Here is a 24,617-nt window from a genome sequence, read left to right as displayed (position 1 = left end):
CATGAGGATATTAGATAGGTTTAGGAAGAACCCAATCGAAAAGCTCTCCCTAAGAGAGCTTCAGGAAGAAGAAATTCGACTAAGAAACAGGTTGGAACGGACAAAGAAGGAAATAAACAGTATTGAAAAGAAAAAGAAACAGCTTTTCCAAGAAGGTATTGGGGCCGATGTGCTAAAGAAGAAGATGCTCGCACAGGAGATAAAAAGCCTTGATATGGAGCAGAAGCTTAAGCTAAGAGATTTTATGACAGCCCAGAGGCAGTACACTTTTGTCAAGAATCTAATAGTTGTCAAGAAGTACGAGAAGGAGCTCAGGAGAATTGGAATATGGGAAAAGCTCAGCAAAGTTGAGCCTGAACAGCTTGAGAATGTTCTCGTGAAGGTAAGCTTAGATGGGAAAGAGTTCGATGAAATGGTCAGCAGCTTGAACCGCGTTTTCGAAATGGAGATTGCCGAGTTTGAAGCGGCAGAAGACCAGACAGAGAAGGAGCTAATGGAAGCATGGGCCAAGGTAGAAACAGGAGAAGCCGACGTAAATGAGGTAGCGACTAAAATAGCTTCAAAAGAACTTCCAAAAGACTTGGAGGAGGAACTATAAATGGGCCTTATCTCCAGATTTTTCGGTCGAAAGAATCCTCTAGATATACCCATAGACAAGCTCAGGGAGAATCAGGTAAAGCTGGACATGCAGATTAAGAAGATTGAGGACGAAATTGCAGAGATGGATAGACAAATCGCACTGCTCTTTGAACAGGCCAAAAAAGCGAGGAGCAAGAGTGAAGAGCTGACGATAGCCACGAAGATCAAAACGTTGAACAAGAGAAAGCAGAGCTTGCAGAACACGCACGTCCAGCTGAACAAGCAGGCCATGCTCGTCAGCAACCTTCTGATAATCAAGGAGAATGAGGCCCTCCTAAAGGAAACCCCCACTTGGAAGATTCTGCAGAAAATGTCCCCAGAAGAACTTGAGAAGCACCTCGTGAGCATGCAGCTTGATGCTCAAAACATAAATGAGAACCTCAACAAGATGCTCGGGTACACTGACCAAGCATTGGGAGCGGGGGTCGAGCTTGTGGAAGATAAGGAGCTGCAAGAGATCTTAAGGACAATTCAAGCCGTTAAGGAAGGGGAGCTCGAACCCGAAATTGCAGCCGAGAGAGTCACGAAGGAGAAGGCCAGGGAGACCGAGGTGGAGTGACTTTCCATTTTGGTCAAAGTCTTGCCCTTTAAACTTTGCAGAACTAAAAAGTATTGCCCAAGAAAACTGCAGAGTGATACTAAAAAGAATTAACAGATGTGCGAAGTGGTAAGAATTAGAGGAAGTGGAGGGATAGGAGTTGCACATGGGTCACTGGTTCATGGACGATGACATAGTCGAAAGTCTGGTGAAGCTGTTCCTTGTAGTGCTGTTTGTATCGTTCATCTTTGGCAGGTCAAGCAGTTTCATAGTTTTTATAATAGTCTTAGCGTGGTTCGGGCACTTCATAAGGCATCTGCTCAAAGACGCGTTCAAGTCAACGTATAAGTACAAACGCAGGTATCCGCCAAGACAAATTCCGCCCCAGCCGCCACGGGCACCGAGAGAGGACATGAAAGACATCCTTAGAAAGTCCCTCATAGTTGATATACCCAAAAAGCTCCACGCCGGCGAAGAGAGTTACATGACTGTCGGGTTCAGGAACGGAACCCTTGGAATGATAAACGTCGAGGTTGACCTTGAAAACCTCGGGAAGTACTTTGACATCAGCCCGACGAGGCTCTACTTCCAGAACATCAGGCCCGGCGAATACGTTTCTCGAACTGTTAAAATCGTTCCGAGAAAGAGCGGAAAGGTCAATGCTAAGGTCATCGTCCGCTCCGGTCTCGTGAGTGCAAAGGTGAAAGTAACCACCAATGTGTTTGAAAGGCCTGAAAGGAAAGAAGCACCTGCGGAAGTCCCGACTCCAGCCCATCACGGATCATCTTCCCTGCTGGAGGCCCTCTTCTCCAGATACCGGAAGGCTGAGCCCATTGGAGAGGGAGGCTTTGCGAGAGTTTACAGGGCGGAGAAAATGGATGGGACCGTGGTCGCTATTAAGGTTCCCATCAGTCTGACGGAAGAAGGAGGAAAGGCATTTTTAAAGGAGGTCAGGAACTGGTCGCTCCTAACTCATCCAAACATCGTTGAGCTCTATGATTACAATATCTTCCCGGTTCCTTATTTGGAAATGGAGTACTGCGAGACGAGCTTGGCTAAAGTTGAGAAGCCCGTGAGCATTGAAAAAGCCACAAAGATAATTTTCGATGTTTGTGAAGGGCTTAAATATGCCCACTCTAAGGGCATAGTGCATAGGGATCTAAAACCATCCAACATCCTTCTCAAAAATGGAAAAGCAAAGATCAGCGACTGGGGACTGAGCAAGTTACTGAAGGACAGCAAGACTACCTTAGCGGTTAGCTTCACTCCTCTCTATGCTGCTCCGGAACAGATAAGCGGAAAATTCGGAACCACCGACGAAAGAACGGACGTTTGGCAGGTGGGGGCTGTTTTATATGAGCTGGTTACAGGAAGACCCCCATTTTTGGGAGAGGACTTCGTGGAGATTGCCTCGAAGATCACGTTGGAGGAAGTTATTCTCCCAAGCCAGATCAACCCCGATGCGAAGGTACTGGAGCCAATTATATTGAAGTGCCTCCAAAAGGAAAAAGACAAACGCTATCGGTCCATTGAAGAGCTTCAACAAGATTTGGCAAAGATTTTGGGCTTTAACTATAAGGAGAACCTTAACAAGAGTATCTCGGTTAGGGACTTCTCGAGAAGTGCATACTACGCTGGTGAGCTGTTCCTACTCTATCTAAAGCTCGGGGATTCAGTTAACAGTATCAAATATGCGGAAGACCTTACCCACTACGCTAAAGGGGACGTTAAAGAAGAACTCTCAAAGCTGAAAGAACAGCTCAAGCTCCGGTTGGAGAACAACTTGGACATTCCACCCGAGCTTATTGAAAAGGCCGAGATCATCGTTCACAAAATAAAGCTTGGCTTTAAGGAGGCTTGAAAATGCCCGTGGATTTATCAGGCCCATTATTAAATGAATTTGAAAAAACGAAAAAGGAATTCGATAGGGCTCTCTCTCAAAATGACTTAGAAACCGCAAGAAAAAAAGCGCTGAAGTGTGCTTCCCTGTTGAGGGAGCTTGCAAAGCACGTGCCCTATAACAGTGAATTTTACCTCAAGAAGGCAAAAAAGTGGGAGAAAGTGGCCGAACAAATTGAGAAAGGAGAGTATGGTAAGAAAGCTGTGGTAAGCGCTGAAGGAAAAAGAACCCAACAGGATGAAGATGAGGAGGATCAGTTTAAAGAGTACGCTAGGAATCTAATAGCAAAGTCTAACGTCACTTGGGGCGACATCGGTGGTTTAGATGAAGTAAAAGTCCTGATGATGGAGACGATAGTGATCTCGGCCTTACAAAGGCCCAAAGCAATCCAACCTTGGAAGGGTATCCTTCTCTTCGGTCCTCCTGGAACGGGCAAGACACTCTTAGCTTCAGCGGCGGCGGGAAGCTTAAACGCCACCTTCTTCAATGTTAAGGCATCTAACGTCCTGAGCAAATACTTCGGAGAGTCAAGCAAGATAATCACAGCCATTTATGATGTTGCTCGCAAAAACGCTCCAAGCATAGTCTTCATTGATGAGATTGATGCTTTAACCACAAAACGCTCCAACGATACAAGTGAGGCCTCGAGAAGAATGCTTTCAACGCTTTTAACTGAATTGGAGGGTTTTTACGACAAGGGAAGTGATGTGCTCGTGCTGACGTTGGCTGCAACAAACACTCCGTGGGACTTGGATGAGGCCGTTCTCTCGCGTTTTCCAAAGAGGATTTATGTTCCATTACCAGATAAGAAGGCCACGAGGGAGATTATAAAGATCAATACTAAGGGTTTGGATATTTCTAAGCTCGATTTGGATGCAATTGCTGAAGAGAGCGTTAGACGACTGTACTCGGGAAGGGATATTAGGAACTTATGCCAAGAGGCGATATGGAACATGATTAGAGAAGAGAACAGGGACCTGTACAAACTGGCTAATTTGCCGTTTCATGAGCTCAACAAAAGGTCTCTAAGGACGAGACCCTTGGAGATGAGGGATTTTGAGGAAGCGTTCAAGAAGATTAAGAGCCCTCTGACTAGGAGGGATATCGAGAGGTATGAGAAGTGGGCGGAGGAGTTCGGGGGATGAGTGTCCAATTTGTTCGAAAGCTGCTCAACGTCGTAAGCAGGGCGCGCGAATGGGAGACAGCTACCGAGATTGATGGGAAAGCCTGCGGTATCTCCCACGTTGGAGGGCGAGAGAACAATGAGGATAATATGCTCCTCCTCAAACTCCCCGATGCTTATCTCTTCGCGGTAGCCGACGGCCTCGGCGGTCATAACGCTGGCGAGATTGCTTCAAAAATCGCTGTTGAAACCCTAAAAAAGGTCCTTAAGGATGAATACAAAGAGAGAATGAGTAAGGAAGAAGTTAAAGCCCTCCTTGAGAAAGCTTACAAACTTGCTCATGACCACATAATGAAGAATGCCGTTGGAGAAAGGGAAGGTATGGGGACGACTCTTGTGGCCGCTTTTGTTAGGAGAAACAAAGCAATAATTGCAAATACTGGTGACAGCAGGGCTTACCTAATACGTGATGGAAGGATAATTGAAAGAACAAAGGATCACTCTCTTGTGCAAGAACTACTTGATAATGGAACAATTACGGAGGAAGAAGCCAAACATCACCCAATGAGGAACGTCATAACGAAGTCTCTTGGCATTGACTTTGGCGTTGATTTCTACGAATGGAAGCTTGAGAAAGGTGATGTTCTACTGTTAAGCTCGGATGGGCTGCATGACTATATTGAGGAGGATAGAATTGCAGAAATTGCATCAAATGGCGATCCGAAAGATATTGCAGAAAGGTTGATTGGAGAGGCGCTCAAAGCTACGAAGGACAATGTAACTGTTGTAGTGTTTCGAGAGGGTGGTTTAGATGGTTAGGTTTTGGAAGTCTAAAGAGGAGAAAGAGATTGAGCGGAAGGTTAGGATGAGGAAAGCCAAGATGGCTCTCAAGCAGTATATAAACAATCTCGAGAATTTAAAACAGAAAATTTTCCTCCAGGGAAAAGAAGCGGCAAAGCTTGGGGATGAAGCCCTTCTTAAGAGAAGCGCTGTAAAGTACCTCGCCTTAGAACAGAGAATAAGACAGGCAAAGCGTTTGCTCCTTTTGATGGAAGAGGCTGAGATCCAAAGGGAGCTTGTTAAAGTTTCAGCCAATTTCATCCAGTTCAGCAAGGATGTTGTTCGGAGCATAGCGGAAGGACCGGGTGCAGAGGATGTCGCGAAAATTCAGGTAGAGTTTGAGAAGGCGATGGGGAAGGTTGAGAACATTGAGGAAGCCCTTAACACCATGATAGACTTGACTAGTGAGAGTATTTTGACTGGAAACTTTGATGTTGAGACAATAGAAGCCGCAGAGGGTCTTATGATATCTTCGGCTGAAAGAGAACTCGAACCCGGAAAAAGATTGAAAGAAATAGAAAACATGATGAGAGAATAGGGGATCAGCTCAACTTTTCTCTTTATTTCTTGTGCATCTGTCCGGCTTGGATTTTCCATTTTGTATGAAAAATGGTTAAATATCTTTTGTTAGTTAGAAATTAATGATGGTGGTTGATATGGAAGATGAAAAAAAGGTGCACAATAAGCACACCCATGAAGAACATGAAGAGATGGAAATGCACAAACATGAAGAGCACAAAATGCATGAACATATGGAACATGAAGGGCATGAAATGGGAAAAGAGCATGAACACATGGAACATAAAGATCATGGCGAGCACAAGCATTCGCATGCAGAGCACCATAAAATGATGATGGAGGACTTTAAGAAGAGATTTATAGTTTCTGCTATACTTACAATTCCAATATTGCTCCTTTCTCCACTAATTCAAAAGTTCCTTGGTTTCACATTCACGTTCACAGGCGATAGATACGTTCTCTTTGCGCTATCGACAGTGGTCTACTTCTACGGCGGAAAGCCGTTCCTAACGGGGATGAAAGATGAACTTAAGAAAAGAACTCCGGGAATGATGACACTAATAGCTTTGGCAATCACAGTGGCGTTCTTCTACAGCGTTGCTGTGACCTTTGGGTTGCCCGGAAAGACCTTCTACTGGGAGCTTGCAACGCTTATTGACATCATGCTTTTAGGTCACTACATAGAGATGCGCTCTGTTCTCGGTGCTTCGAGGGCTTTGGAGGAGCTAATAAAGCTCATGCCAACTGATGCTCACCTAATAACTCCTGAGGGAATAAAAGACGTTCCAGTGAGCGAGCTCAAGAAGGGAGATATAGTTTTGGTCAAGCCCGGCGAGAAGATACCCTCTGACGGCATCATAATTGAGGGCGAAACGAGCGTAAACGAGGCAATGCTCACCGGTGAGTCAAAGCCCGTCTATAAGAAACCAGGTGACATTGTTATCGGCGGCTCAATAAACTTAGAAGGCTCGATTAAAGTAAGGATTGAGAAGACGGGTAAGGATACCTATCTCATGCAGGTCGTCGAGCTTGTAAGACAGGCTCAAGAGACGAGGTCGAGAACTCAAGACTTAGCCAACAGGGCAGCTTTTTGGCTCACACTCATTGCAATCACTGCTGGAAGCGCAACTTTAGGGACTTGGCTCTACTTAGGAAAGCCCTTTGTGTTCGCTCTCGAGAGAATGGTCACCGTGATGGTAATTACATGCCCCCACGCTTTGGGATTGGCTGTTCCTTTAGTGGTCTCAGTCTCAACATCAATATCAGCGAGAAAGGGAATACTAATTAGGAACAGAGAAGCCTTTGAGAGGGCAAAAGATGTTCAGGTGGTTGTCTTTGACAAGACTGGAACTTTGACCGAAGGAAAGTTTGAGGTAACGGATATAATTCCATTGGATGAACTTGAAGACAATGAGATTTTAAAATATGCAGCTGCCCTTGAGGGACATTCATCACATCCAATAGCACAGGGGATAGTGGAAAAAGCAAAGGAACTTGGACTTGAGCTCTATGAGGTTGAACAATCTAAAGTACTACCTGGCAAAGGTGTTCAGGGAGTTATTAACGGCAAAGAGGTTCTCGTCGTAAGTCCTGGCTTTCTTAAGGAAAACGGACTCTGGAAAGAGGATGAGCGTGTTAATAAGGTCTTGGAGCAAGGAAAGACAGTAGTATTTTTAGTTATCGATGGAAAGCTAGCTGGTGCTTTAGCTTTAGCTGATAAGATAAGACCAGAATCGAGAGAAGCTATAAAGAGGCTCCATGAGATGGGAATTAAAGCCTACATGCTCACAGGAGACAACGCTAAAGTTGCAAAGTGGGTTGCCGAGGAGCTTGGCTTAGATGGCTACTTTGCAGAAGTCTTGCCCCATCAAAAGTCGGAGAAAGTTAAGGAGCTTCAAGAAAAAGGCTTCATCGTGGCAATGGTTGGAGACGGAATAAACGATGCTCCTGCTTTGATTCAAGCGGACGTTGGGGTAGCAATTGGAGCAGGAACTGATGTGGCAATAGAGAGTGCCGATATAATCCTAGTAAAGAACGACCCGAGAGACGTCATAACGGCAATACATCTTGCAAGGGCAACCTATGGAAAAATGGTGCAGAATTTGGCATGGGCAACAGGCTACAACACATTTGCAATTCCTTTAGCTGCAGGGGCGCTTTACAACTATGGAATACTATTAAGCCCAGCAGTAGGTGCTTTGCTGATGAGCATGAGCACAGTTATAGTTGCTATAAACGCGAAGTTTTTGAAAGTTTGATCTTTTTTCTTTTTTTAAACTGTTAAAGCACTCAGATTTACGACGTCTCCAAGCATTTCCTTATGTTTTTCACACAACCCTTTCACTTTCTTTATCTCCTCTGTTGTATGGCAATTGTGGAGCATGCATTCCCTATTCTCACAAAAGATCTCTTCATGCTTAAAATAAGCATAGAACTGAAGAAGGAGCATTTTCAACACTTTGTCAACCTTTACATCGATTTTCTCATCAAATCCAAATGAATGCATCATATAATATTGAGGGAACTTTGCTGGAGCATAGAGTACTCCCTTAAGCGAAATTATCGCTGCAGGTCCCATTACAATCATTCTAAGATGATATCGCCCATCTTCTCCAAATGTGGCTATGAGCCTGTTCGTTATCAAAACTGTCGGCTCAGAGATATCAACATCTCGAGAGAAATATTTCAGCAGTTCCACGCCATCATAGATAACCCCTTTTATGAGACCCTTCTTTTCATTCTCGACTTCAACCGGAAAGGGTTCGTAAAATTCCTTCTTATTTGGATTTCTAACCCGTATGTAAGCTAGAAAATAGGGATCTCTAAATTTATAGGGACTAAATTCTACAGAGAACTTGAAAAACTTCCTAATCTCCTCAAAAAATGAAAAGGAGTCCCAAAGGGAATCTTCAATGTAAATCTTCATTAGGATCACTCCAGTTCTTTGAGCTTCTCTAAAGCCACTTCAGCAGCTCTCTTTCCGCTTAAGAGCATTCCTCCAAAGGTTGGTCCCATTCTTGGAAGCCCAAAAACTGTAGAAACTGCCATTCCCGTAACTATAAGTCCTGGATAAACTTCACTCGTGTGATTTATAACCGCGTCTTCGCTCTCCTCAACCCACATCGAGCCGTGTCCTCTCGTCTTCAGGAGCCCTTTCTCTTCGAGCTTCTTGGCAACAAAGGCATCATGTCCGGTAGCGTCTATTACAATCTTTGACTCAAGAGCTATCGGGTCAACACAGGTTATTTGTCTTGGCAAAGCTTGAACTGGAGTCCAGTTAACCACAACACCTGCAACTTTCCCATCTCTTATAACAACATCATCAAAGCTCGTCATGTTGAGGAACTTCACTCCCGCGTCACATGCTGCTCCAATGAGCTTTGAACATGCATGAGGACCATCTGCAACGTAAAGCCCTTCCGTATACTTCACATATGGAACACCAAGTTCTTCTAACACTTCTTGTGCTGGTGCTCTTACAGTTATCTTGTTCATTAAGAATCCTCCGATCCAAAAGCCTCCTCCAAGATAGTTGTTCCTTTCTATAACCAAGACCTTTTTACCTGCTTTTGCAAGCTCTTTAGCGGCGGTTAATCCACTAGGCCCTGCGCCTACGATTATAACATCTGACTCTGTGTATTCTTTAAGCATACCGTAGAAAGTATCGACTATAGCTGAGGTTACGTCTTTTTCACTAACCTTTGCCAATATCTTTGCAGTCATGCTATCACCAAGTTATTAATTTTAATAACTTAATTTTAAACATTGCCCCTGCAAAACATCATAATTAATGGAACGACTCTTTTGCGTTCTGAGAAAATCCTTCAAAGAAATTTTTGATCTTGGTAATAATAAACCCTATAATCTTTTACACATAAGAACTATGAGGAGAATAAAATGATGTTTGGAAATATTAACGCTGGGGGATTTTTAGTCCACAGTGGAGAATTTGAATGGGGGTGGCATGATATGATGGGATTTGGCTACTTTGGAATTTTCGGAGCAATATTCATGCTCTTATTCTGGGTTGCGATAATAGTTGGAGTAGTATGGTTCATTAAGTGGATAATCGAGCAGAGCTCAACTGGAACTACAAAGACATCAAAAAATCGAGCGCTTGAGATACTTGACGAGAAGTATGCAAGGGGAGAAATAGATGACGAAGAATACGAGAGAAGAAAGAGGAAGCTTCTAGAAGGTTAGTCCCTTCCATTTGTTTGCATATTTTTACATTTTTTAAGTTATTCCTCTAATTTTACAAGAATATAGACGAATCCGCTCGATGGATGAAGGCGGTGGGAAATGAACTCGAAAAGATACAACCAGCAGGAGATTCGTGCAATTGTTAAGAGACTTAAAAATATGCAGGTTGAGTTTTTAGAGTGTAAACCACCGCGGGGTTTCTCTCATTGTGTCAAGATAGCAGTGATTATTGACGCGAGAGTGGAGGAAGTTTTTTCTCTCGTATCCAACATCAACAATCACATGCTGTTCTGGCCGAAGTATGAGTTTAAATCTGAAAATGACGGGAAATTGAAGAAAGGGCTAATATACTACACCCGTGAAAAAGGGGCAGAAAAGTGGGTAAAATACCGGATTGTTGACTTTAAAGAAAACTACTTCTATTCCGGGGAGATGCTGGAAGAGGACACATTTTTAAAGAAATTGCGGTATGAACACTACTTCATTCCTGCAGATGGTATGACCTTAAGTATTGAGAGCGTATATTACTCCCTTCGCTATGGTTTTCTAGGGAGAATCTTGAACTTCTTCATAGCAGAGCGCATCATCAAAAAGAGGCTTTTAAAAGCTCACTTAAAGCTAAAAGAAGTGGCAGAAAAAAAGAGCTCTAGTTAAGCAAACACTGCCTTATAAAGGCCGACTATGATGTCGCCGACTTCACAGTACACATCCATATAGCTGGCTTTCACTTCCTTGAATATCTTTGAGCCCATCTCTTTTATTTCTTCCAGTGAAAACCCAAGGTGAGTGTCCTTCAAAGTTTCTTTGAGCTCCTCATGTTCGTGTTTGAGGACGTCAACTATTATCACCTTACCGCTTTCTTTTAAAACGCTCTTCATGCTTTTTAGTACTCTCTCAGGCTTCAGAAAGTGGTGGAACGCCAGAGTGGAGAGCACGACGTCGAATTCTTTTGGAACATTTATGCCGTAGTGTTTATTGGCAATCTCAATGGATTCCCTAATTTTCTCGGCAACTCCCCAAATGGGTGTTATTCCTTTTTCATTAAGCCTTTTCAGCATGCTTGGCGTTATATCCAAGGCATACACATCTGCTTTGACTCCTCTCTCCTCAAGCTTTCTCTTGACTTTCTCCGTGAAGAACCCTGAGCCAGCTGCGACGTCAAGAAGCTTAATGCTTTCCTTGTTTAGCTTTAGGATTTCTTCAACTATGTCGTCAACTATTGTCTCTATGCACTCCTCCCTAAGGTAGTCCCTCACAATGTCGTCCCTCTGGGGTGCTTCTCCTTCAAAGTATTCTATCTGCTCTATAAGCCCATTAGCTGAGCTCTCATCGAAGCCGAGCTTTTTCAAGAATTCTTTAACCTCACTGATGCTCGGTATCATTGCTTTATCCCCCTGAAGCCTTTTTCCAAGTCTTCAATCAAGTCCTCAACGTCTTCTATTCCAACTGAAACTCTGATAAGGGAGTCTTTTATGCCAACTTTCTCCCTCTCCTCCTTCGGAACCGATGCGTGGGTCATGATTGCCGGGAGCTCAATTAGTGATTCCACTCCTCCCAAGCTTTCAGCCAGTGCAAAAATCTCCAAGCTCTCTACGAACTTTACTGCCTCTTTCAACCCTCCTTTAAGCTCGAATGAGAGCATTCCTCCGAAGCCGTGCATCTGCCTCCTTGCGAGCTCGTGCTGTGGATGTGAAGGCAAGCCCGGATAGTAAACCCTCTCAACTAATGGATGTTCCTCTAAATACTTCGCAATCCTCATAGCGTTCTTCTCGTGCCTCTCCATCCTAACAGCAAGCGTTTTAATGCCTCTCATAACGAGCCAGGAGTCAAAGGGTGACAAAATTGCACCGACTGCGTTTTGATGGAACTTTAGCTTTTCATAGATATCATTGTCATTTACCATCACGGCTCCTCCGACAACGTCGGAGTGACCTCCTAGGTATTTAGTGACGCTGTGGAGAACTATGTCAGCACCTAAGTCAAGGGGATTTTGGAAGTAGGGACTCGCAAATGTGTTGTCCACAACCACGATTAAATTCCTCTCATGAGCAATCTCAGATATTGCCTTGATGTCAGCAAGCTTTAAGAGGGGATTTGTTGGTGTTTCGAGCCAAATCATCTTTGTGTTCTCTTTTATTGCACTTCCAACATTCTCAGGCTCTCTCGCATCCACGTAAGTAAACTCAATCCCAAAGCGCTCCATAACTTGATTGAACAGCCTCTTAGTGCCACCGTAGAGATCGTCGAAAGCTACGACATGATCTCCTTTCTTTAGTAAAGCCAGGAGTATTGTAGATTCAGCCGCTAACCCCGAAGAAAAAGCCAACCCATACTTAGCGTTTTCAAGTGCCGCTAATTTTTTCTCAAGGTTATCCCTCGTGGGGTTGCCGCTCCTTGAGTAAACATAGCCTTCCTCAACTTCCTTCATGCTTTTCTTTGCGAAAGTGGTTGAGAGGTGGATTGGGGAAACCACATCCCCATGCTGCATCTCCATTGGATCTTCACCAACGTGGATAGCTTTAGTTGAAAACCTCATCTCAATCCCTCCAGAACTTTTTCATCATCAGTCTCAAAACCGTTCTCAAGAAGCCATTTATTGTTGAATATCTTTGTTAGGTAGTTCCTTCCAGTGTCTGGGAATATTATAACGACTTTCTTTCCTTTTACTTCGTTCTCTTTGAGATATTTTATTGTTCCATATAACGCCGCTCCTGAAGAACCTCCAACTAAAATTCCTTCTTTTCTTGCCAAGAAGCGTGTCATTGCAAAAGCTTCCTGATCATTGACAACAACTATATCATCAACTAGGCTCAAATCAACGGTCTCTGGGAGCAAATCTTCTCCTATTCCTTCCACTAAATAAGGATGAGCTTTTTTCACAGCCTCCTCTAGACTCATTCCCTTCTTCACGAGATTGTATATTGAGCCAACTGGATCAACGCCTATTATCTTGACGTCTTTCCTTTCCTTTAAATAGCGTCCAATTCCAGTTATAGTTCCGCCAGTGCCTATTCCTGCGAAAAGATAGTCTATCTCTCCCTTAGTCTGCTCCCAAATTTCTTTAGCAGTTGTTTCATAGTGGGCTATTGGGTTGTACTTGTTAAAGTACTGATTTGGAATATACGCATAGGGTGTTTCCTCAACTTCTTCCTCAAGAATACTCCTAAGCTCATCAAGCCTCTCTTCATCAACAAGCCTTTGCACATAATTAACTATCTCTTTAAGCTCTTCCCTGCTCACTGGTCTCTTCTTTTTCCAGATGAGATTCCTCACAGCCTCAGCCACTTTGTAGTATGAGTTGGGATCACTTGGGGCAACAGCTGTGGGAGTTCTGATCACAAAAGCACCCAAAGCTTCAAGAAGAAGCTCCTTCTCAATGCTCATCTTGTCCGGCATCGTGAATACTGTCTTGTAGCCTTCATCTGCAGCAACTAAAGCTAAGCCAACTCCAGTGTTGCCTGAGGTGGGCTCAACTATAACAGCACCTTCAGTTATCTTCCCCTCTTTTTTGGCACCTTCAATCATGTACTTACCTATTCTGTCCTTTATGCTTCCCCCAGGGTTGAAAAACTCTATTTTGGCGTAGAGCTCACTTTCAATGCTAAAATATCGCTCTATTTTTTTGAGCCTCACTAACGGCGTCTTTCCAATGACTTTTACTATGTCTTCATAAATACCCAATTCTGTGTAATTTTCTACCATTTAGCCCTCACCTACTCAAAGATGAATAAAAATGCATATATATCTTTCGGTTGTGGCAAAGCTGCTTTTTGAAAAATCGAAAATAATTCGGCTTTGTTTTAACAAAAGGTTTAAAATAAAAGGTTTTTAACATTTTGTTGTTATTATGAACTTTTGTCTGATTAAAGTGCTATAACCTAAATTCAAAACTCAAACTCTCAAAAAATTAGAGAAAGAGAATGTTAGGCATTATCTTTTAATTATGTCTCCAATTCTCCCGATGTAGTATTGTTGTAATGTTTCATAAGCTCCTTGATCGTGTTTGCTGAAAAATACCTCGGTCGCATTTGTTCCACAGTAGGGAATTATGGCATCTTCCCCTCCAGGATGAATATTTAGAAAGCTTGTTACGTTGTAAATTTTGTTTTCTACAATGATCCAGCAGTCATTTGATTGGTTATGTTTTGACACCTCTTCGAGAGTTAAGATTATTCCCTCTTTTTCGGCATCTATGCTGGGAGAAGCTGCAGTCTGAGCTAAAATACTTCCGCTGTTATTTTCAGAGCTTATTGATTCAGGTTGAGCAAGGTAAAGTACTAGCAACCCCATAAATATGAGCGTCCAGATTACCACTATGGTTTTCCTTATTGTGCCCTTGTTCAAAGCTCTCACTCTCTCGATAGCTATCAAAATGCCGGCAAGGGAATGGACGTAAAGGAGGGGAATAAAGATTATTGGGAGTATAATTGTGTGAATTCTGTAGGCAGAGGAATAGCTTATCCATTTGCCCACTAAAAAGTTCTTGGTCGTGAAAAATCCTGACAAGAGAGTAAGTAGAGTAACAAAAATCAAAAGCTCCCCTGATATTACCAGTGCCCTGTGTTCCCTCTGCATAAACGCACCTCATTCCTTTGGCTTTTCCTTTGTGAACAGCAGCAGTTTCTTAGCCTGTGAGTTGTCCTTCTCGTATATCTTTCCATCCTCCATGTAGAGTATTCTGTCAGCAAAGTCAACTATCCTTGGATCATGTGTGGCTATTATGACCCCTTTGCCATCTCTCTTTGCCCTGTCGTGGATTAGTTCTATTACCTCCCTTCCGTTCGTGGAGTCTAGGTTTGCCGTCGGCTCGTCCGCTATTATGATGTCCGGATCTGTTATAAGTGCCCTCGCGATGGAAACTCTTTGTTGCTCCCCTCCCGAAAGCTTCTCCGGTTTGCTGTTCAATCTGTCCTCCAACCCAAGTTCAACGAGCAGACGCTTTGCCCTTTCCTTGGCTTCCTTCTTATTCACTCCCTTGATTAAGAGGGGCACCATGACGTTCTCCAGCGCCGTCAGTGAGGACAGCAAATTGAAGTGCTGGAATATGAAGCCCATCTTTTCCAGCCTGAGCTTTGCGAGCTCATCCTGGCTCAATTCGGTCAGCTCGAGCCATCCATGTGCCGAAATCGGGAACTGAAACACCTTACGTGATGCATGGAATGACGAATATATCCTTATGCTTCCGGAGGTGGGCCTTAAAAGTCCGCTCAGCAGAGTTAAGAGGGTCGTTTTTCCGGAACCCGAAGGACCCATGAGCAGAACGACTTCCCCTCTTCTTAGGGTTAATGAAACGTTGTCCACCGCTTTAACCGTTGTCCTCCCCGAGCCATAGATTTTCGTCAAATTGGCGGCTTTAATTAAAATTTCAGGCATTGAAGACCACCACCGGGTCAACTTTGTTGAGCCTCCTTATGGGAATTAGCGGTGCGAGAAGCCCCATACCAACGACGGCGGCGAAGGTTATTCCAACCGTGGCAGAGTTCATCTCCACAAAGAACTCTGGGGCAAACCTCGGGACGAAGGTAGTCGCAAGCAGGGAGAGCCCTATACCCACGGCAAATCCGAGGAAGGTTATCATAACCGCCTGCTGGAAGACGATCTTCCTCAAAAATTTATTCTGTGCCCCAATTGCCTTCAGTATCGCGTATTCCCTCATTTTCTCCATGGTCATCGTGTATAGTGTGAGCCCTATGACCGCCGCTCCAATTATAAAGCCTATGAACACCAGCGGGAAGAGTATGGAGTTGAAGCTCTCGTTTATCACATCTTTATGGTTCTGTATGAACTTCTCCTTCGTCAGTATCTCCACAGGTACTCCTTTCTTCTTCAGCCTATCCGTGATGTCCTTTACCACCTCGTCCGCTGCTCTGTCCCCCGAGAGCTCCACCAGATAGTAGTTCACATACTGGGACGTTCCAAATATCTCCGCGGCATCTTCGGTGGTAACAAAAATATATGGGTAAACAACCGCAAACGTCCCCTTTGAAACCCCGACTATCTTAAGCTCCTTGTCTCCCACCTTAATTGTGTCGCCGAGCTTTAAATTGTTCCTGACAAAGAAGACATGGTCAACGATGGCTTCTCCATTTTTTATCTCCCTGCTGCCCTTCATGATGTCCCAGGGACCACCGACCCCGCTCGCCGGGTCGAAGCCCACTATGTACACGGTCTTTTTACCTCCTGTCTCGGGGACTTCTATCTGAACTGCTCTCCCTATGAGTTCGTGGACACTCTTGACGCCATCCACACCTTTAAGTTCATCAGCAAGTCCTCTTGGGAGAAGGGAATAGGTATGCCAGAGGTCGTGGATCCCTTCCTGCCCTACCCAGAGGTCGGCGTTTGTGTGCACGATGTAGTTCGTGCCGAGGGTCGTCATTCCATAGTACACTCCAAGGAGTATTATAACCAGCGTTACGGAGAGGGCGACTCCGCCTACACTTATCACGACCCTCCCCTTATCATGAAATAGGTTTTTCCTCGCTATCATCGCAATCACCTGAAGGCTTTGTAGCAATTATGAGTCTCACAATATCAAAGAATAAATTCTCGACCTTCTCTATCCTAAAGCCAGCTTTTTCGATGTTCTTCTGGGTTTCTCTGAGCATTGAAGTGCCCACCAGTGTTCTCATTATCGGATCCATGATGTAAAGAGGAATGTTCAAAAGCCTTGATTCACTTTTCATATGCTCTAAAAATATCGCCTTCCCTCCAGGTTTTAAAACTCTATACGCTTCTTTCAACCCTTTAATAGGATCTGGGACTGTACAGAACACAAAAGTGCTCACAACAGTGTCAAAAGTGTTGTCCTCAAATTCCATATTTTGAGCATCCATAAGGAGAAGCTTAACATTTTTTAAACCGAGCTCTTTTCTCCTCTTTTCGGCTTTTTCGAGCATCCCTTTGCTGAAGTCTATGCCAACTACCTCAACATCCTTGGGATAGTAGGGCAAATTCTTCCCTGTCCCAATACCTATTTCAAGAACTTTGCCCTTAGCTAAGCTCAACGCTTTCTTTCTGTATTTTGAAAAAGCCCTCATTTCCATTGGGCTCTCGAAGAGGTCGTAAATTTTTGAAAACCTATCATATTTTTTAGCAGCACCAGCCATTTTCCTCACATTTTATAGTTATGCAAACTTTCAATTAGATTTATCCTTACACTTTGGTAAATTGCTTCACAATTAGTTCTCATGTTGCAAATAATAAGCCTATTAGCATTTGACTTATAGTGTACTATGAAAACAACAAAAAAGGTGATGTAAATGGAGTGGAAATCTCTGTTAATAGGGTTTATAATTGGAGCACTCATAGCAATTCCATACGGTCTAGCACATTCAGGATCATTTGGTAGTGATGAAAACGGGGGCTTTTGGAGAGGCTTTGGCCCAATGATGGGTACAGGGCATGGAATGGGTATGATGGGCTACGGCATGATGGATGAAGACATGCACGAGGAAATGGAGAAGTACATGGAGAGCGGGGACTTTGCTGAAATGCATGAGGAAATGGAAGAAGAGATGGAGCCTATAATGGAGAAGTACATGGGCGAAGACTGGAAAGAGATGCACGAATACTGCGAGAGGGCTATGGGAATTGAAGAAGAGGAAGAGAATGAATGAATTCCATAATCCTTTTCATTTATGTTTTTAAGGGGCTGATATTATGAGGAAGTCCCTCTTTTTTGGAGTTTTACTTCTGTTTTTGCTATTTTTATCATACTATTTTTCTTTAACTCCTAAGGAAGGAGATGTTTTTACTGGTTATTTAGTAGAAGGTAAAGTCCTTAATGTCCAAAAAGCGCTGGTTTTGGCAGATACAGACTGCATACCAAATAATGATTATACAAAGCTCACCTGTACTGCAATAATCAATGCTAATGGGGAGATTTTGAAGGTGCGCTACACACATCCCATAGAGGTACCATGCCTTTCCAAAGGGGATAACGTTAATATATCTATGAAAAACAATTCAACAGTGAAAATCATCCGTACAAGCAGGCCTTCAATGGAGCATTGATTGCTCATCACAAAATTAGGTGATAATAATGAAAAAGGCCTTTACTCCACTCTTGTTCAGTCTGATGGCTAAAAATGCTCTCGCTGAGCCTATCTCTGAGTTCACGGAGTTTACAGGTTTGACGGCACTTTCAGTGATAGCTCTTGGAATCTTAAATGCATTGAGACCATCCATCTTCCTGATGATAGTATTCCTTCTCTCAATGATAGCCCTAGTTGATGAAAATAGAGTTCTCAAAGTTGGATTTTCATTTACAGCAGGTGCTTTTCTTGGATACAGTGTTATAGCCTCTGCTTTGATGAACCTCCACGGAAGATTTTTGTTCTTAAGATATTTTGTTGTGGCTTTTGGAATTGCGGTAGGACTGTATAAGATACTCTCTTCCCTCGGATACGTAAAGATATCTACAAGCAATCCACTAAGAGAAAAAAGCAACAGGATTCTTGAAAAGGCTACTTCACCAGCAAGTGCTTTCTTAGTTGGAGGTGTAATGTCATTTCTCTCCCTCTCATGTGTTCTACCTTCATATCTCTTAGTGACATCCCTGTTATCTGATGGGTTCTCCTTTAGTATTAGAGCTGCCCTTTTAGGCATATTTGTTGGGATATCCGTCCTTCCTCTGGCTTTAGTGACTTTAGGCTTTCACTATGGGAATAAATATGCTAAGCTTGGCGGAGCAGTCAATAAGCTTTCAAAAATGAGTGGACGGGGAGAGCTGGCAATGGGTGTTGTTTTAGTGCTCGTGAGCGTGCTCTACCTCTTGCTTCTCTGACAGTTTGAACTTCTCTATGTTTTCCCTCGTTTTTTTGAACTCTCTGAAGCAAGTTTCACAGCAGAAGAAATAAACCCTGTTGCGGTATTTGTAAACTATTGGCTCTTCAACGATTTCCTTTCCGCAGTAGTCGCATTTAAATGGAACCCTTATTTTAATAGGTCTTTCCTTTTCTCTCATTTCGAGTACGGGCATTATCTCAATTACCTCGAATCCAGCTCCTTCAATAACTTGTCTTAGCTGCTCCATATCCTTAACGGCAACTTTTATGACATATTTTTTGCTCGTGAACTTGTTAATCTCAATAATCTCATTAAACTCTTCGAGGTTCTCAGGAGTTTCGGTTTTTATAATCATTATCACTACATTTTCTGCTCTCTCAAGCTCTGGGGAGATTTTTATGGTGTATCCTCTAATTATTCTTTCTTTCTCCAACTTCTCTATCCTTGATTTTACAGTTGGCCTGCTTATTCCCAAAAGCTCTGCTAGCTCTGAGATGCTGAGCCGTGAGTTATCTCTCAATAAGTAGATTAGCTTTAGGTCGATATCATCGAGCTTTACCATTTGAATCCCTCCATATGTCCATTGGATTTTCAAACTATAAAAATTTTCCTGTACAGCTTTACATTTTGTCAAAAAATAACTTCAATAATCCTCCTTAACAGAATACATAACAGAGGTGAGTCCTCATGGAAGTGAATATTAAAATTACCGGAATGAGCTGCGCTTCATGTGCTAAAACCATAGAAGTCGCTCTCAAAGAGTTGAATGGCGTAAAGGATGCTAAAGTGAATTTGGCGACAGAAAGTGCTTACATTAAATTTGATGAGTCAAAAATTAGCATAACCCAGATCATTAAGGCGATAGAAAGCGTTGGCTACGGCGTCGTTAGAGAAAAAAGGGATGCAATAATTAAAATCGGCGGCATGACCTGTGCATCATGTGTAAAAACGATAGAAGTTGCATTAAAGGAGCTGCCAGGAGTACTGGATGTTAAAGTAAACCTTGCCACTGAGAAGGCAACCGTCAGCTACGACCCAACCCTAGTTGATATGGAAGACATTCAAAGGACTATAGAGGAGTTTGGCTATAAATTCTTGGGCGTCGAAGGCGAGGAGAGCATTGACATAGAAAAAGAAGCAAGAGAAAGGCACCTAAAGGACATGAAAAGGAAGCTTATCGTCGCTTGGACGTTCGGGGGAATAATAACTCTAATGACTTACAGATGGCTTTTGGGCTTTGACTTTGAGATTCCGTACATGCTCTGGATACAGTTTGCCTTAGCGACGCCAGTCATAGCGTACTCGGGAAAAGAAATGTTCCTAAAAGCCGTTAGGTCTTTGAGACATAAGACGCTCAACATGGACGTGATGTACTCAATGGGTGTAGGCTCAGCGTACATTGCTAGCGTGCTTGCAACAGTTGGTATTTTGCCCAGAGAGTACAATTTCTATGAAGCGAGTGTGCTCTTATTGGCATTCTTGCTTTTGGGCAGGTATTTGGAGCACGTAGCAAAGGGAAGGACGAGCGAGGCAATTAAGAAGCTTATGGGTCTGCAGGCCAAGAAAGCAACTGTAATCAGGGATGGAAAGGAAATTGAGATACCTGTAAGCCAGGTTAAAGTTGGAGACATTGTGATTGTCAAGCCTGGAGAAAAGATACCCGTTGATGGTATAGTGCTTGAAGGGGAGAGCTACGTTGACGAGTCAATGATTACAGGAGAGCCGATTCCAAACTTAAAGAGGGAAGGCGATGAGGTAATCGGCGGAACCATAAACAAGAACTCCGTCTTAAAGATTGAGGCAAAAAGAGTTGGAGGAGATACGGTTTTAGCCCAAATAATTAAGCTCGTTGAGGAAGCCCAGAACACAAGACCACCGATACAGAGGATAGCCGATAAGGTAGTAACGTACTTCATTCCAGTAGTCTTAACAATCGCCCTAATCTCCTTTGCGTATTGGGGATTCATAGCAAAGCAGCCGCTTATCTTTGCATTCACCACGCTGATCAGCGTCTTAGTGATAGCATGCCCATGTGCCTTCGGACTGGCAACTCCAACGGCCCTAACCGTGGGAATGGGCAAAGGGGCTGAGATGGGAATTTTAATTAAGAACGGTGAAGTGCTTGAGATAGCGAGAAAGGCTACAGTAGTGCTCTTTGACAAGACAGGAACCCTAACGAAAGGAAAGCCAGAGGTTACGGATGTAGTGACTTTTGGCATAGACGAGAAGGAGCTATTAGAATTGGTAGCATCTGCTGAAAAGCGCTCAGAGCACCCCTTGGGAGAAGCAATCGTTAGAAAAGCCCAAGAGCTTGGCTTGGAGTTGGAAGAGCCTGAACAGTTTGAGGCAATTACTGGAAAAGGTGTTAAGGCTAAGGTGCGTGGAAGGGAAGTCCTAGCGGGGAATAGAAAGCTGTTAAGAGAGAACGGATACTCAATAGAGCGCATTGAAAAGACGCTCCACAAGCTCGAAGATGAGGCGAAAACGGCTATAATAATAGCTATAGACGGCGAGATAGTCGGCGTCATCGGAATTGCGGACACAATAAAGGAGCATGCAAAGGAAGCTATTGAGGAACTGCACAAAATGGGCAAGAAAGTAGGCATGATTACTGGAGACAATAAGAGGACTGCGAATGCAATAGCAAAGCAATTAGGAGTTGACTATGTCTTAGCTGAAGTCCTGCCTCAAGATAAGGCTAATGAGGTTAGAAAGCTCCAAGAAAAGGGAGAAGTGGTCATCTTCGTTGGAGATGGAATTAACGACGCCCCTGCTTTAGCTCAAGCAGACATAGGTATAGCGGTAAGCTCTGGAACCGACATAGCTATGGAGAGCGGAGAAATAGTCCTCATGAGGAACGACATAAGAGACGTCGTTAAAGCAATAAAGCTCAGCCAAAAGACGCTCTCAAAGATTAAGCAGAACTTCTTCTGGGCGATGATTTATAACATAATCCTAATTCCAATAGCTGCAGGATTAGCGTACATCCTCCTTGGGATTCAGTTCAGGCCCGAGTGGGCAGCTGGGGCAATGTCATTGAGCAGTGTAAGCGTCGTAACGAACTCGCTGCTCTTGAAGAAAGCCAAGATTTGAGGCGGTCAAGATGATTAGAGAGTTTGATGGAGACTTTGAAAAAGTTGAGAGGGCAAAATATGCCCTCCTTTGGTTTTCCTCTCCTGGCTGTCCTCCATGCAGAATGATTGAGCCCTTCATGCATGAGCTGAGCGAGGAGTATGAAAACGTGGAGTTCTGGGAAGTCGATATAAATAAGCACTTAGCACTCATCCAGAAGTTTGACATCCTAAATGTTCCAACATTGGTTTATCTAAAGGAAGGCAGAGAAGTTGACAGGCAGAACTTAATTAGGAGAAAGGAGGAAGTAGAGGAGAGGATAAAACAGCTATTGAAAGGCTAAAGCTTTGGTTCTCCCCCTGTAGTGCTCTTTTCCATTTCAATTTTTGTTGTGAAAAGACTTCTTGTTTTGTTCGCTATCCACACTAAGCTCAGCATTATTGGAACTTCTTCTAGAACACCAACTACCGTTGCTAACGCGGCTCCGCTCTCAAGACCAAAGAGAGCTATTGCTACTGCTACTGCAAGCTCAAAGAAGTTGCTCGCGCCGATAAATGAAGCCGGTGCAGCAATTTTGTGCGGAAGCTTCCAAAACCATGACCATCCGTAGGCTATGGCAAATATAAAGTATGTTTGGATTGTTAGGGGAATTGCAATTAAAAGAATGTGAAGCGGGTTCCTGAGGATTATCTCTCCCTGGAAGGAGAACAATAGAATTAAAGTCAGTAGCAATCCAATTATTGAAATTGCGCTTAGCTTTGGAAGAAACTCTTTCTCAAACCATTCGTAACCCCTAGCCCTCAAGATATAGCGCCTTGAGAGATAGCCAGCAGTAAGTGGGATGACTACAAATAAAAAGACTGAAAGCAAGAGCGTGTCGTAAGGAACTGGAATATTATTTAAGCCCATTAAAACACCCACAATTGGAGTAAATGCGAAGAGAATTATTAAATCATTCGTTGCAACTTGGATGAGTGTGTAGAGAGGATCTCCATCGGCCAAGTAGCTCCAAACGAAGACCATTGCCGTACAGGGTGCCGCGCCAAGCAATATGGCTCCAGCGATGTACTCCTTCGCTAAGCTTGGCTCTATTAAGCCGAGCTTTTGGGAGAAAACCATGCCTATAAACAATGACGCAAATAGAAACATAGTGAACGGTTTGATTAACCAGTTAACGACCCAAGTAACTACCAATCCTTTAAAAAGATGGTTCTTGGGTGCTCTCTTAATCGCCGAGAAGTCTATCTTAACCATCATTGGATATATCATGAACCAAATTAAGATCGCTATTGGGATGTTCACTTGAGCAATCGTGAACTTTGAGAGTACTAGAGGGATAGTTGGTGCAAGCTTTCCGAGGAGTATTCCACCGAGTATGCACAGCGCAACCCAAAGTGAGAGATACTTTTCAAAGAAGCTTAATCCCTTCTTCATTTTCATCACTGTTCATATGAAAACGTGTTACAACTAATAAGATTTTCTTAAACCAAAAGTGAAAAGAAAGATGAAAATTTTCATCTGTATTCTCAATTTTCTATGTGAGAAACTTCTTTAAACATCATCTTTAACCCTTTGTGGGTGGTAAAATGAGAGAAAAGCTAATCCTCTTCGTTTGCGTTAAAAACTCCGCGAGGAGCCAAATGGCGGAGGCATTCTTTAACTACTTTAATAAGAATCCCGAGTTCAAAGCTATGAGTGCAGGGACTGAACCCGCTGAACACATAGATCCATTAGCCGAGCAAGTTATGGAAGAGGTTGGAATACTTTTAAATGAACAGTATCCAAAGCTTTACACTGAAGAAATGGCCGATAAAGCCTACATTGTCATAACTATGGGCTGCCTAGACAAGTGTCCCTATGCTCCGCCGGAGAAGACATGGGACTGGGGCTTAGAGGATCCCTATGGGAAACCAATAGAGAAATACAGAGAAGTCAGAGACGAAATAAAGAGAAAAGTTTTGAAGTTGATAGAGGATTTGGAGGCTGGAAAGAGCAGAGAAGATATAATCACGAGAGGGTTCTTTTCTTTAGCTTAGGCTTTTCATTCTTCGGTACTTCCAGAGAAGCACTATAAAAGTTCCTACTCCTACTGCAGACATTCCAAATATATTATTGAGCTCGAGGATCATATCGTAGAAAAGCAGGAAAGGGCTTAGAATACCGATAACTAGGGCAAATCTGCCGAGAGCGGGTAGTTTTTCCATTTGGGAATATAAATGAACTGTAAACAGTGGACCTAAAGTTACTGGGATCACAAAGGGGACTGATGTATTTGGAATGAACATGTAGAGTATGAAAAGCGAGAGTGTGAAAAGAGTGCCGTAACTCATAGGGTGCTTCAGCGTAAAGGCTGACATTAACTTGGGAGGAGCAGTCCTTAGAGTCTTTGTTTTAAGGACTAAAAGAACTGTAATCAAAAAAGCAATGGAGTATTGGACTGGTGGGGGAGGATAGCGATTTAATAAAAAGAATGTGATCAGCAGAGCTGATATAAATGCCACAAGCGTTATTTTTAATCCCTTCTTTCCTAATAGGGGCATTTCTTTGAGCTCTGAATAGAATATATCAATTAGCAATATTGGAACGGATATGCTGAAAATAGCGTGAAAAATAGATAGCCAGACTGCCCAGACCAAGTTGACTCCAAAAACTCTGCCGTAAGTTGCTAGAACCCCTAAGTCCGCCCATTGGGGGTCAAAGAAAGACTTAACCGCTAGCCCCTCCTCAATTATGCCATAACTCAAACCAAGAAGCATTAAGCGTAAATAACCCCTTCCCCATCTCACCCAAAGCTCCCTCACTAAAAGGACGCCTCCTCCATAAAAAGCCCATAAAAAGAGGAAGCTGAATGGATTTATGATTTCCAGAGGTGGAGTTGATCCACTCATAACTTCACCGAAGAAGGGCGACAACAGCGAAAGGGTTAACGCGGACTTAATTTTCCTATCCATACACTAAAATGCCGGGCAAGATATTTATACATTATTGCCGCGAAA

The 24,617-nt window shown here is 43.3% G+C and carries 27 protein-coding genes; 15 read left to right on the top strand and 12 right to left on the bottom strand.

Annotation, left to right across the window (positions count from 1 at the left end):
• Window position 1: 1 nt before the first annotated feature.
• The 7 genes from PAP_RS08625 (at window position 2) to PAP_RS08595 (ending at window position 7,817) form a co-directional block, all read left to right on the top strand.
• Entirely contained in the window at window positions 2-598 is a 597-nt protein-coding gene (locus PAP_RS08625) for a hypothetical protein (protein ID WP_048165621.1), read from the top strand.
• Complete coding sequence (locus PAP_RS08620) at window positions 599-1,198, top strand: hypothetical protein (protein WP_048165620.1); 600 nt, start codon at window positions 599-601, stop codon at window positions 1,196-1,198.
• Window positions 1,199-1,343: 145 nt separating this feature from the next.
• Window positions 1,344-3,038 (top strand): serine/threonine-protein kinase, encoded by a 1,695-nt coding sequence (locus PAP_RS08615; protein WP_236626986.1) that lies wholly within the window; start codon window positions 1,344-1,346, stop codon window positions 3,036-3,038.
• Between the two features lie 2 nt (window positions 3,039-3,040).
• Complete coding sequence (locus tag PAP_RS08610; protein WP_048165619.1) at window positions 3,041-4,222, top strand: ATP-binding protein; 1,182 nt, start codon at window positions 3,041-3,043, stop codon at window positions 4,220-4,222.
• Window positions 4,198-5,019 (top strand): Stp1/IreP family PP2C-type Ser/Thr phosphatase, encoded by an 822-nt coding sequence (locus PAP_RS08605; RefSeq protein WP_236626985.1) that lies wholly within the window; start codon window positions 4,198-4,200, stop codon window positions 5,017-5,019. Before PAP_RS08610 ends, PAP_RS08605 begins: the two co-directional genes overlap by 25 nt.
• Entirely contained in the window at window positions 5,012-5,578 is a 567-nt protein-coding gene (locus PAP_RS08600; protein WP_048165618.1) for a hypothetical protein, read from the top strand. The genes PAP_RS08605 and PAP_RS08600 overlap by 8 nt, the downstream gene beginning before the upstream one ends.
• A 103-nt stretch (window positions 5,579-5,681) precedes the next feature.
• Window positions 5,682-7,817, top strand: coding sequence for a heavy metal translocating P-type ATPase (locus PAP_RS08595; RefSeq protein WP_236626984.1), 2,136 nt, complete (start codon window positions 5,682-5,684; stop codon window positions 7,815-7,817).
• Window positions 7,818-7,831: 14 nt separating this feature from the next.
• Here the strand turns inward: PAP_RS08595 and PAP_RS08590 are convergent, their stop codons facing one another.
• Window positions 7,832-8,485, bottom strand: a complete 654-nt coding sequence (locus tag PAP_RS08590) for a DUF6775 family putative metallopeptidase (RefSeq protein WP_048165617.1) — start codon at window positions 8,483-8,485, stop codon at window positions 7,832-7,834.
• Window positions 8,486-8,490: 5 nt separating this feature from the next.
• Entirely contained in the window at window positions 8,491-9,282 is a 792-nt protein-coding gene (locus tag PAP_RS08585) for a sulfide-dependent adenosine diphosphate thiazole synthase (protein ID WP_048165616.1), read from the bottom strand.
• Window positions 9,283-9,456: 174 nt separating this feature from the next.
• On the opposite strand from PAP_RS08585, the gene PAP_RS08580 reads away from it, so the two are divergent.
• Window positions 9,457-9,762 carry an SHOCT domain-containing protein gene (locus PAP_RS08580; protein WP_084177552.1) on the top strand — a complete coding sequence of 102 codons (306 nt, stop codon included), beginning with the start codon at window positions 9,457-9,459 and terminating at the stop codon, window positions 9,760-9,762.
• Window positions 9,763-9,861: 99 nt separating this feature from the next.
• Window positions 9,862-10,416, top strand: coding sequence for an SRPBCC family protein (locus PAP_RS08575; protein WP_048165615.1), 555 nt, complete (start codon window positions 9,862-9,864; stop codon window positions 10,414-10,416).
• On the opposite strand, the gene PAP_RS08570 is transcribed toward PAP_RS08575, so the two are convergent.
• From PAP_RS08570 to PAP_RS08540, 7 genes are all read right to left on the bottom strand, one after another.
• A complete protein-coding gene (locus PAP_RS08570; RefSeq protein WP_048165614.1) occupies window positions 10,413-11,144 on the bottom strand; it encodes a class I SAM-dependent methyltransferase in 732 nt (243 codons plus the stop codon). The genes PAP_RS08575 and PAP_RS08570 overlap by 4 nt on opposite strands.
• Complete coding sequence (locus tag PAP_RS08565; RefSeq protein ID WP_048165613.1) at window positions 11,141-12,298, bottom strand: cystathionine gamma-synthase; 1,158 nt, start codon at window positions 12,296-12,298, stop codon at window positions 11,141-11,143. The genes PAP_RS08570 and PAP_RS08565 overlap by 4 nt, the downstream gene beginning before the upstream one ends.
• The gene (locus PAP_RS08560) at window positions 12,295-13,464 is read right to left on the bottom strand and encodes a PLP-dependent cysteine synthase family protein (RefSeq protein WP_048165612.1); all 1,170 of its coding nucleotides are present in this window, start codon (window positions 13,462-13,464) and stop codon (window positions 12,295-12,297) included. Before PAP_RS08560 ends, PAP_RS08565 begins: the two co-directional genes overlap by 4 nt.
• Before the next feature lie 228 nt (window positions 13,465-13,692).
• A complete protein-coding gene (locus PAP_RS10125) occupies window positions 13,693-14,337 on the bottom strand; it encodes a cytochrome b5-like heme/steroid binding domain-containing protein (protein WP_052649132.1) in 645 nt (214 codons plus the stop codon).
• Window positions 14,338-14,346: 9 nt separating this feature from the next.
• Entirely contained in the window at window positions 14,347-15,135 is a 789-nt protein-coding gene (locus PAP_RS08550; RefSeq protein WP_048165611.1) for an ABC transporter ATP-binding protein, read from the bottom strand.
• Window positions 15,128-16,249, bottom strand: a complete 1,122-nt coding sequence (locus PAP_RS08545; RefSeq protein WP_048165610.1) for an ABC transporter permease — start codon at window positions 16,247-16,249, stop codon at window positions 15,128-15,130. The genes PAP_RS08550 and PAP_RS08545 overlap by 8 nt, the downstream gene beginning before the upstream one ends.
• The gene (locus PAP_RS08540; RefSeq protein WP_048165609.1) at window positions 16,221-16,868 is read right to left on the bottom strand and encodes a class I SAM-dependent methyltransferase; all 648 of its coding nucleotides are present in this window, start codon (window positions 16,866-16,868) and stop codon (window positions 16,221-16,223) included. Before PAP_RS08540 ends, PAP_RS08545 begins: the two co-directional genes overlap by 29 nt.
• A 153-nt stretch (window positions 16,869-17,021) precedes the next feature.
• Here PAP_RS08540 and PAP_RS08535 point away from each other — a divergent pair, with 153 nt between their 5' ends.
• From PAP_RS08535 to PAP_RS08525, 3 genes are read left to right on the top strand one after another with little or no spacing between them, the layout of a single operon-like run.
• Complete coding sequence (locus tag PAP_RS08535; RefSeq protein ID WP_048165608.1) at window positions 17,022-17,378, top strand: hypothetical protein; 357 nt, start codon at window positions 17,022-17,024, stop codon at window positions 17,376-17,378.
• Between the two features lie 43 nt (window positions 17,379-17,421).
• A complete protein-coding gene (locus tag PAP_RS08530) occupies window positions 17,422-17,775 on the top strand; it encodes a hypothetical protein (protein ID WP_015849974.1) in 354 nt (117 codons plus the stop codon).
• Between the two features lie 28 nt (window positions 17,776-17,803).
• Window positions 17,804-18,547, top strand: a complete 744-nt coding sequence (locus PAP_RS08525; protein WP_236626983.1) for a cytochrome C biogenesis protein — start codon at window positions 17,804-17,806, stop codon at window positions 18,545-18,547.
• On the opposite strand, the gene PAP_RS08520 is transcribed toward PAP_RS08525, so the two are convergent.
• On the bottom strand, window positions 18,509-19,111 hold the full coding sequence (locus PAP_RS08520; protein WP_048165607.1) for a TRASH domain-containing protein: 603 nt from the start codon (window positions 19,109-19,111) through the stop codon (window positions 18,509-18,511). The two genes, PAP_RS08525 and PAP_RS08520, sit on opposite strands and share 39 nt — an antisense overlap.
• A 125-nt stretch (window positions 19,112-19,236) precedes the next feature.
• On the opposite strand from PAP_RS08520, the gene PAP_RS08515 reads away from it, so the two are divergent.
• Entirely contained in the window at window positions 19,237-21,642 is a 2,406-nt protein-coding gene (locus PAP_RS08515; RefSeq protein WP_048165606.1) for a heavy metal translocating P-type ATPase, read from the top strand.
• Window positions 21,643-21,652: 10 nt separating this feature from the next.
• Window positions 21,653-21,964: a thioredoxin family protein gene (locus PAP_RS08510; protein ID WP_048165605.1), complete on the top strand. Its 312-nt coding sequence runs from the start codon at window positions 21,653-21,655 to the stop codon at window positions 21,962-21,964.
• Here PAP_RS08510 and arsB read toward each other — a convergent pair.
• On the bottom strand, window positions 21,961-23,061 hold the full coding sequence (gene arsB, locus PAP_RS08505) for an ACR3 family arsenite efflux transporter (RefSeq protein WP_048165604.1): 1,101 nt from the start codon (window positions 23,059-23,061) through the stop codon (window positions 21,961-21,963). The two genes, PAP_RS08510 and arsB, sit on opposite strands and share 4 nt — an antisense overlap.
• Window positions 23,062-23,207: 146 nt before the next feature.
• Here arsB and PAP_RS08500 point away from each other — a divergent pair, with 146 nt between their 5' ends.
• On the top strand, window positions 23,208-23,657 hold the full coding sequence (locus tag PAP_RS08500; RefSeq protein ID WP_048165603.1) for an arsenate reductase ArsC: 450 nt from the start codon (window positions 23,208-23,210) through the stop codon (window positions 23,655-23,657).
• Here PAP_RS08500 and PAP_RS08495 read toward each other — a convergent pair.
• Window positions 23,649-24,572 (bottom strand): hypothetical protein, encoded by a 924-nt coding sequence (locus PAP_RS08495; RefSeq protein ID WP_048165602.1) that lies wholly within the window; start codon window positions 24,570-24,572, stop codon window positions 23,649-23,651. The genes PAP_RS08500 and PAP_RS08495 overlap by 9 nt on opposite strands.
• Window positions 24,573-24,617: the final 45 nt, after the last annotated feature.

The organism is Palaeococcus pacificus DY20341 (assembly GCF_000725425.1).
Taxonomy (GTDB): domain Archaea; phylum Methanobacteriota_B; class Thermococci; order Thermococcales; family Thermococcaceae; genus Palaeococcus; species Palaeococcus pacificus.
Note: the sequence above shows the minus strand (reverse complement) of the source record. Positions and strands in the feature narration are given on the sequence as shown.

Excerpts from the sequence above, each read along its gene's own strand:
- PAP_RS08530 (WP_015849974.1), top strand. The coding sequence starts at position 17,422 with ATGAGGAAGTCCCTCTTTTTTGGAGTTTTACTTCTGTTTTTGCTATTT.
- PAP_RS08570 (WP_048165614.1), bottom strand. The coding sequence starts at position 11,144 with ATGATACCGAGCATCAGTGAGGTTAAAGAATTCTTGAAAAAGCTCGGC.
- PAP_RS08535 (WP_048165608.1), top strand. The coding sequence starts at position 17,022 with ATGGAGTGGAAATCTCTGTTAATAGGGTTTATAATTGGAGCACTCATA.
- PAP_RS08575 (WP_048165615.1), top strand. The coding sequence starts at position 9,862 with ATGAACTCGAAAAGATACAACCAGCAGGAGATTCGTGCAATTGTTAAG.
- PAP_RS08510 (WP_048165605.1), top strand. The coding sequence starts at position 21,653 with ATGATTAGAGAGTTTGATGGAGACTTTGAAAAAGTTGAGAGGGCAAAA.
- PAP_RS10125 (WP_052649132.1), bottom strand. The coding sequence starts at position 14,337 with ATGCAGAGGGAACACAGGGCACTGGTAATATCAGGGGAGCTTTTGATT.
- PAP_RS08560 (WP_048165612.1), bottom strand. The coding sequence starts at position 13,464 with ATGGTAGAAAATTACACAGAATTGGGTATTTATGAAGACATAGTAAAA.
- PAP_RS08515 (WP_048165606.1), top strand. The coding sequence starts at position 19,237 with ATGGAAGTGAATATTAAAATTACCGGAATGAGCTGCGCTTCATGTGCT.
- PAP_RS08540 (WP_048165609.1), bottom strand. The coding sequence starts at position 16,868 with ATGGCTGGTGCTGCTAAAAAATATGATAGGTTTTCAAAAATTTACGAC.
- PAP_RS08580 (WP_084177552.1), top strand. The coding sequence starts at position 9,457 with ATGATGTTTGGAAATATTAACGCTGGGGGATTTTTAGTCCACAGTGGA.
- PAP_RS08565 (WP_048165613.1), bottom strand. The coding sequence starts at position 12,298 with ATGAGGTTTTCAACTAAAGCTATCCACGTTGGTGAAGATCCAATGGAG.
- PAP_RS08545 (WP_048165610.1), bottom strand. The coding sequence starts at position 16,249 with ATGATAGCGAGGAAAAACCTATTTCATGATAAGGGGAGGGTCGTGATA.
- PAP_RS08520 (WP_048165607.1), bottom strand. The coding sequence starts at position 19,111 with ATGGTAAAGCTCGATGATATCGACCTAAAGCTAATCTACTTATTGAGA.
- PAP_RS08620 (WP_048165620.1), top strand. The coding sequence starts at position 599 with ATGGGCCTTATCTCCAGATTTTTCGGTCGAAAGAATCCTCTAGATATA.
- PAP_RS08585 (WP_048165616.1), bottom strand. The coding sequence starts at position 9,282 with ATGACTGCAAAGATATTGGCAAAGGTTAGTGAAAAAGACGTAACCTCA.
- PAP_RS08550 (WP_048165611.1), bottom strand. The coding sequence starts at position 15,135 with ATGCCTGAAATTTTAATTAAAGCCGCCAATTTGACGAAAATCTATGGC.
- PAP_RS08600 (WP_048165618.1), top strand. The coding sequence starts at position 5,012 with ATGGTTAGGTTTTGGAAGTCTAAAGAGGAGAAAGAGATTGAGCGGAAG.
- PAP_RS08610 (WP_048165619.1), top strand. The coding sequence starts at position 3,041 with ATGCCCGTGGATTTATCAGGCCCATTATTAAATGAATTTGAAAAAACG.
- PAP_RS08595 (WP_236626984.1), top strand. The coding sequence starts at position 5,682 with ATGATGGTGGTTGATATGGAAGATGAAAAAAAGGTGCACAATAAGCAC.
- PAP_RS08590 (WP_048165617.1), bottom strand. The coding sequence starts at position 8,485 with ATGAAGATTTACATTGAAGATTCCCTTTGGGACTCCTTTTCATTTTTT.
- PAP_RS08495 (WP_048165602.1), bottom strand. The coding sequence starts at position 24,572 with ATGGATAGGAAAATTAAGTCCGCGTTAACCCTTTCGCTGTTGTCGCCC.
- arsB (WP_048165604.1), bottom strand. The coding sequence starts at position 23,061 with ATGAAAATGAAGAAGGGATTAAGCTTCTTTGAAAAGTATCTCTCACTT.
- PAP_RS08500 (WP_048165603.1), top strand. The coding sequence starts at position 23,208 with ATGAGAGAAAAGCTAATCCTCTTCGTTTGCGTTAAAAACTCCGCGAGG.
- PAP_RS08525 (WP_236626983.1), top strand. The coding sequence starts at position 17,804 with ATGAAAAAGGCCTTTACTCCACTCTTGTTCAGTCTGATGGCTAAAAAT.
- PAP_RS08625 (WP_048165621.1), top strand. The coding sequence starts at position 2 with ATGAGGATATTAGATAGGTTTAGGAAGAACCCAATCGAAAAGCTCTCC.
- PAP_RS08615 (WP_236626986.1), top strand. The coding sequence starts at position 1,344 with ATGGGTCACTGGTTCATGGACGATGACATAGTCGAAAGTCTGGTGAAG.